The sequence below is a fragment of the Pseudoalteromonas sp. Isolate6 genome, from assembly GCF_022398435.1.
GTDB classification, from domain to species: domain Bacteria; phylum Pseudomonadota; class Gammaproteobacteria; order Enterobacterales; family Alteromonadaceae; genus Pseudoalteromonas; species Pseudoalteromonas galatheae.
Genome location: NZ_JAKEVK010000227.1, coordinates 1 through 7,158, shown reverse-complemented (window position 1 = coordinate 7,158; position 7,158 = coordinate 1). Strand labels below are relative to the sequence as shown.

Genomic DNA, 7,158 nt, shown 5'->3' with positions numbered 1-7,158 from the left:
GTATTACTTCGTTTACTAATGACGTTGCTGTTCATTCACTTTCCACCTATCCAACTGGCGGACCCCAACCAAAGTTATTAGCTTACCGCTTGAAGGCTGAACTGTTTATTCACTAAGCTTTGGTAAAGCGAAGAGTGTTGCATCAGATACTGGTGATCTCCATGTGACTCAATCTCACCTTTGTTAATGACGATAATAGTATCAGCATCCATAACCGTACTGAGTCGATGCGCGGCAATAATTGTAGTACGACCTTTTTTTGCATTTTTCAGGGCAATTTGAATAGCGGCTTCACTTTGTGAATCAAGGCTTGCCGTTGCTTCATCCAACAGCAGCAATGCTGGGTCTTTTAATAGTGCTCGCGCCAATGCAACTCTTTGCCTTTGTCCGCCAGACAGAGTAATACCACGCTCACCAATTTGAGTATTCAACCCATCAGGTAGTGTCGCGATGAACTCTGCTAAATCGGCCGTGTCGATAGCATGCTGTAATTGCTCATCATCTATTGTCTCATCAGCACCGTAGACCAAGTTTTCATATAAGGTGCCGCACAACAGCGGGCTCTCTTGCGCAACATAACCAATTTGCGCTCTTAAATTGGCCCGGTCTAGCTCTTCAACATTAAGCCCAGCAATTTCAATGTAACCACGCTGCGCTTGGTAAAAGCCCTGCAACAAAGCGAAGAGTGTAGACTTACCAACTCCTGATGGCCCAACAATAGCGGTCGTTTTTCCACTTAAGAATTCACAGCTCAAGCTTTTAAATACTGGTTTATCATCAGCATAACTAAAAGATAAATTGCGAACATAAATTGACTTATCAGTCAGGTTAATCGTATGACCACTCTCATTTGCTGGTGTTGTAGCTAAGATCTCGTTAATACGAACGGCCGCCCCTTTTGCTTTATTAAACGCGGCTACCACCATGCTTAACTGCCCCATCGGCAACACGATGTTCAGTAAAAACATAATAAACGCAACAAAAGCGCCTAGCGTCATCGCACCGTTGGCAACCCTTGATGCACCAAATCCCAGTACTAACACTATCGAAGCCATGATCACTAAATTCACCAGTGCGCCCATGGTAGCTAAAAGCGTATGTTCTGACATTGCGGTTTTATACAGTGACTTCAATTCATTGTTGTTCTTTTTAGCTTCTATTTTCTCTGCACCTTGCGCTCTTAGTAAGCGGATATTGGCAAACAGCTCGGTTAACCTTCCTAACATAGAGGCCTCAGTGTCTTGTAATGACTTAGACAGATCCGTCAGCCTGACAGAAAACGGTAAGATGATCAGAAAACTAGCCGTCACTGCACCGAGCATTACAAGTGTCATTTGCCAGTCTAAAAACCATAGAATAATAAAAGAACCAAATAATGAAACTACACCAGATATAAAAGACACAGACTGCTCGCTCACGAGGTTTTCAATAATTTCAGTGTCTTTTACTATACGATTCGCGGGCTCCCCAGCCCTTGTATTATCAAAGAAGGAAACTGGCAAACGAATGAGGTGCTGAAAAAGGTCTCCGCGTAACTTAAGCTTTTGCTCATTGCCAATTTTACCCATGATGTAAGTCATCAACCCTGTTAGCACAGCGGAAAATACTAATACCATAATTAATATGACTACCTGTTCATTTGAAAAATGACCTTTTTCTCCGAGTTCTTCAAGCAATCTTTTCGTTTGCAAAGGCACCAACAAACCTAAAATACTAGAAATGAGCGTAAACAAAATCAGAGTTGATAGTAATAGTCGACTTGGCCGCGTGCGCCTGACTAATTGTATTAAAGATGATGTATTGTTCATAATTATGATGTCCCCGTTGAATAGACAATATAATAATTGACCTATTTTTGGACTTAGTCAATTTAAAAATGACCTATTGGTCATTTTTAAATTGACTGTATACTGCAATGTGAACAGGAGGAGCTATGTCTGATAAGCGGAAATTAATACTCACATGCGCGGAGCAGTTACTTTTAGCTGAGGGCGATATTGCCTTTAGCATGCAAACCATCGCCAATAAAGTGGGCATTTCGAAAGGTGCTATCTACCTACACTTTAAATCAAAAGACGAACTACTATTAGCCGTTTTTGAGCGTCAAACAGCGGATCTGCTAGATAAAATAAGAGCAATATTAGAAAGTGATGACTTGACTCCAATTGCCAAGCTAAAACAACAAATCCGCTTCCAGCACGAAGATTTACAGCAGTACCAAGCGATGTTTCAACTCTTATTGCAGGAGGAGTCACTGAGCTTTTCAAATAACTTAATTATGTTCTATCAAGAATTTCGCTTAACGTGGCTTACGCTACAGGAAGGTTTTTTACTTGAAAACTATGGCGAGCAAGTTCGTCCATGGAAAACCGACCTTGCGATGACGCTTGATGGCATTATAGCTAACTACCTTTCGCTTCCCGTGATTGAAGGTATTGATTTCGACACTGAAAAGCTGGTTAATTGGGTAGTGTCGTGTATGGACTCAATTTGTACAGCGCTACCAAATCAAGCCCTTTCGCCGGTGTTAACCGAGCAGGATTTCCCATCTCAAAAAGAGATCGAAGCCAAAAAACAACAACTCCACGAACAAAAAGTCCAACAAGCTTTTTTACAGCTCCAGGAGAAGTCTCATAAGCTAAAACTTACACCACAAAAGCGTGAGATCGTAGACCACACAATCACTCTATTGGAAGCTCAACTACAAAGTAAAAACCCTGATACAGTATTAATCAGGGCGCTTCTCGCTGGACTTAGAGACTATAGAGGATTAAATACTGAGCGCCAGCTACTCGCAGAAAGACTCAATGTAGAGGCGGTATAAACCGCCGCGTAATATGGTACTAATGGTAGGGGAAAGCACAATCTCGCTTTGCACTGCTGACTTGTAGATAAGGCTCTTGTGATAAACCTTCGACGACTTCATAGGTAGCAATGGCCTTGTACTCTGATCTACATTCCTAACCATCACACATTAGACAAAAATTCTCCCCCTCAGCATCGACAATTTACAGGCTTTGCTCATCCTCCTCAACAATTACTAGATAGACCATAAATACAGCAAGTTAATCATGAACTGCTATATTGTTTTATGAGGATACGATTGGGGAATGTGATGCTAACAGCACTAAAAGACAGTATGCCAATTTTGATTGTTACATCTGAGTGGTATGTCAGTCATACAACCACTGCTGCGGAAAAACTGCTCGTACCTGAAAATAATATCGTTAATAAGCACCTTGAAGACCTATTTACCTTTCCCTCATGTGTAGAAGAGCAACAAAAGACGATTGCAGATGGTTCTTTGATACAAGTTTCGTTGCGCACATCGCCAAACGTACAATTTTTACTTTCCTTTTATGATGTCCACAGCAATGAAATATTTGTGCATATTGCCGAGCTTTCTACTTATTATTGTCAAAATCCTTTAGAGGACGAACAAACCCGAATTTTACGTCACGCCGTCAACAGCGCAAACCTCGGCGTTTGGTGTTACGACCTGCTAAACAAGACAGCATATTTTTCTCCCAAATTTAAATCTCTTATAGGCCTTCCGGCCTCGGCCGAGCTCGACTGGGAAACCTTAAAAAGTATGATTTACCAAGAGGACCAGCCGCTATTTTCCGAACTGCTCTCCCATCACATTGAACAAGGACTTATGCTGCATTTTGAGTTCCGACTAGAGGTTAGGGGCTCAATCCATTGGTTTGAGCTCAAAGGCGAGCAAGTTAAATATTGTATCCGAACACACAGTGTGTATGGGATTTTGGCTGACTGTACTCACGAAAAAGACATGTTAGTCGCATTACATGATGCAGAAGAAAGCAAAGAACTTGCTATGCAAGCTGGGAAAATAGGCACTTGGCGAGCAATACGAGTAGCGAATCAATGGATTTGGAATTGGGATCATCAAGCGAATGAAATTTTTAAGCTTTCGGAAGATGATATAGGCAATCTGCATCTTTGGGAGGCTAGCCTTCATCCCGACGATAAAGCTCGGGTTATTCAAGCGCTAGAAGCATCATTAAGCTCAGGCGAGATCTTTGAGCAGCGCTATCGCGGTCTGCTCAACGACAAGGATATTGTTGTCGTTTATGCTAAAGGTGTTGTCGGACTAGATGAATATGGCCGACCATCACGTATTGATGGTGTTGTTATCGATCAAACCGACGTCTATATTGCCCAAAAAAAGCTCCAGCATATTAATCAAGAGCTAGAACAACGCGTCGCTGAACGCACTGCTGATCTTGAGGCTGCTATTATTAAAGCTGAGCAAGCAAGTCGCACCAAGTCAGACTTTTTGTCTATGATGAGCCATGAACTTAGAACGCCAATGAATGGTATTATCGGCTCATTGGATCTCATGTCGCTATCTGAGCTTGATGAAGACAACCAAGAACTCTTAGAAACCGCGTCTATTTCAGCCAATAATTTAGTCTCAATATTGAATGATATTTTAGACTTAGCCAAAGTTGAGCAAGGGAAAATGGAGCTTGAAAGTTATCCTTTCTCTCCTTCTAAAATGCTTAATAACATCATCAAAACGTTCGAAGCCCACGCACGAGATAAATCGGTAAAATTAACGGTGCATGAGGACATAAAGCTGCCATTAGAAGTGATTGGCGATGAAAATAGAGTGCGACAAATTATCTTTAATGTTGTCAGTAATGCGATCAAATTTAGCGTTGCAGATCGTGAAGGCGGTGCGAAAGTGACCATCACTGTGCATTGGGCATCCGAGGGCGTTGCTTTATCTCACCTGATATTTAAGATAGAAGACAATGGAATTGGCATTGCACCGGAAGTACAAAAGAAACTGTTTACCCCCTTTACACAAGCCGAACGCTCTATTACCAGAAAGTATGGCGGCACGGGGTTAGGCCTTGCAATATGCGGCAAGCTTATTGACCTTATGGGTGGCAAGGTCGCTTTAAAAAGTAAATCTGGAGAAGGCTCAACTTTTACCATTACCATTCCCGTTTGGTGTCCGAGGACGCAACAGCAGCCCAACATGCCATTTAATACACTCTATTGGCTTAGTGATGCCTGTTGGCAAAGTTCGTTGGCACTGACACAACTGTATAATGCCTGCACGCATTTTTGCAGCGAGCTCAAAATCGTCGAATCACCTAATGAAATCAAAGAAACTGACGGCGCTGCACTTATTCGCGTTTTCACAACGCAAGCCGAAGCCTCTACAAAACAAATACTCTCACCTATTCCAGAATTAATGTTTTTTGATGAAAGCGCGTTTGCTAACTTGACCAGCAAAGCGTTAACGACGCAAAAATCAAAACCAATTACACCACAGACTCAATACTCAATCGGCCAATTACTAAGTAAACTTAAAGCCAGCCAACAAGATGATGAGACTGATTTAGGTGAGTTAAACGATCTCAGTGAGCTGGACGCGCTACTTTCACTAGACGATAAAGCTTCCAGCCCAAGCGATGACAAAACGAATACTAATGGTAAGCAGCATATACTCCTTGCGGAGGACAATCCTTTTAACCAAAAGCTCATTGTCAAACAACTTTCTAAACTCGGGGTTTCCTGCGATATCGCTAATAACGGCAAAGAGGCTTTGGCGATGTATAAAAGCCAACAATATCAGCTTTTACTAACCGATTGTCATATGCCAGAGATAGATGGATATGAATTGGCTAAATTAATTCGCGCATTTGAGTCCAAAGAAGAGCGCAGTGCAATTCCTATTGTTGCTGTTACTGGCGCTGCGATGAAAGGGGATAAAGAGCTTTGCTTAGACAGTGGCATGAACGATTATGTTAGCAAACCTGTGCGGCTACAAGAGCTCAAAAACACTTTAGGTAAATGGTTAGATATGGACTTTACACAATGAGTCAAACTCTCAACCCTCAGGTACTTATCGACTTAATTGGTGATGACTTTGCCACAGCAAAAAAGTTTTACACCGACTTTCTGGTGCAATCGAAATCGAGCTGCGCAAAGATTAAAGAGGCATACCAAACACGTGCTTTTCAAGCGTTAAAAGACGAAGCCCATTACCTCAAAACCTCCGCCAAAGCAGTGGGGGCAGAGGTACTAGCTGAGCATCTACAGGCGTTAGAATATTCAGCACTTGATAACAACACTACGGAGTGCGCCGAAATAATAAAAGCGATACACCATGAGATCGGTAGCGAGTTTGTTCGAGAATTAAAAGCCTATTTAACTTCTCAGTCGCAAACTTAAAGCGTAATCGACTGCTCAGCAATCGCTGCTTTGAGTCCTGCGTGTTCAAACTTCACAACATCTTCTTGATGCTGGTAATGATAGACCCAAATATTTTTAATGATGTCTTCGCGATAGCTCGTCAACAACTCATCAAGGGAGCAATGGCTGGGGTTGTTTGCAAGACCGCAATCATGAAAAATAACCTCGCCGTTACTGACATGGTGATGGAGTAGCTCAGGAATAGCCTTAGTATCACCACTGTAAAACAAGCTACCAGGGAGGTGTAACGAAAAAGCACTGTTGGGCTCATGATGACGAACGGCATAACTGTGTATACGCTGCCCACGATGAAGAAAGCTTTCAGAAACTGGAAATAAACGAAAGACCTGCCAAACACCACAGTTACCCTCGCTTAGTCCGGTGTAGGCGAGCATGTTACACAACCCAACGATTAACTCTGCTGGAGCGTATAATGTGACTTGGTGCTGACTCAATGCAGCCTGAAAGTAAAGCTGCTCCAATCCACCAACATGATCATAGTGAAGGTGAGTAATAAACACAGCATCGGGTAATGATGCAAAATGGCTTTTATAGCGTGACACCGTATTAAAGCCACAATCTATCAATAACCAAGGTAAGCCTTTATGGGTCAATACGCAGGTAGAACACCCAAGAGTTGCAGCGCTGGCGGCACTTCCAACTCCTAAAAAGACTGCAGCGTCTGGTTTACAGTGACTATCAACGAATGATTTCGGATTGACAGCGTGTAGCTCGGTCGTCTTGGTCATGTCTTTCATTGCACTGTCAGAAAAATAAGCAAGCAATAGCGCCAGACTACACTGTCGAATTTACAACCACATGACAGTCATATCTGCAAACTTTTGGCTCAGCTCACTATGTGATTTCGCTATTTTGACCAACCTTGAGTATCAATATTTATTAACTCATTGATTTATATAGACA

Annotated in this window: 5 protein-coding genes; 3 read left to right on the top strand and 2 right to left on the bottom strand. The window is 42.3% G+C overall.

What is annotated here, in order from left to right; genetic code table 11:
• Positions 1-77: 77 nt before the first annotated feature.
• Positions 78-1,808, bottom strand: coding sequence for an ABC transporter ATP-binding protein (locus tag L1D50_RS20085; RefSeq protein ID WP_275660233.1), 1,731 nt, complete (start codon positions 1,806-1,808; stop codon positions 78-80).
• Positions 1,809-1,933: 125 nt separating this feature from the next.
• Between L1D50_RS20085 and L1D50_RS20080 the strand changes: the two genes are divergently transcribed.
• From L1D50_RS20080 to L1D50_RS20070, 3 genes are all read left to right on the top strand, one after another.
• Positions 1,934-2,824, top strand: a complete 891-nt coding sequence (locus tag L1D50_RS20080; RefSeq protein ID WP_128726148.1) for a TetR/AcrR family transcriptional regulator — start codon at positions 1,934-1,936, stop codon at positions 2,822-2,824.
• A 291-nt stretch (positions 2,825-3,115) separates the two neighbouring features.
• On the top strand, positions 3,116-5,860 hold the full coding sequence (locus tag L1D50_RS20075) for an ATP-binding protein (protein WP_128726149.1): 2,745 nt from the start codon (positions 3,116-3,118) through the stop codon (positions 5,858-5,860).
• Positions 5,857-6,213: an Hpt domain-containing protein gene (locus L1D50_RS20070; protein WP_128726150.1), complete on the top strand. Its 357-nt coding sequence runs from the start codon at positions 5,857-5,859 to the stop codon at positions 6,211-6,213. Before L1D50_RS20075 ends, L1D50_RS20070 begins: the two co-directional genes overlap by 4 nt.
• On the opposite strand, the gene L1D50_RS20065 is transcribed toward L1D50_RS20070, so the two are convergent.
• Positions 6,210-6,983, bottom strand: coding sequence for an MBL fold metallo-hydrolase (locus L1D50_RS20065; RefSeq protein ID WP_239966674.1), 774 nt, complete (start codon positions 6,981-6,983; stop codon positions 6,210-6,212). The two genes, L1D50_RS20070 and L1D50_RS20065, sit on opposite strands and share 4 nt — an antisense overlap.
• Positions 6,984-7,158: the final 175 nt, after the last annotated feature.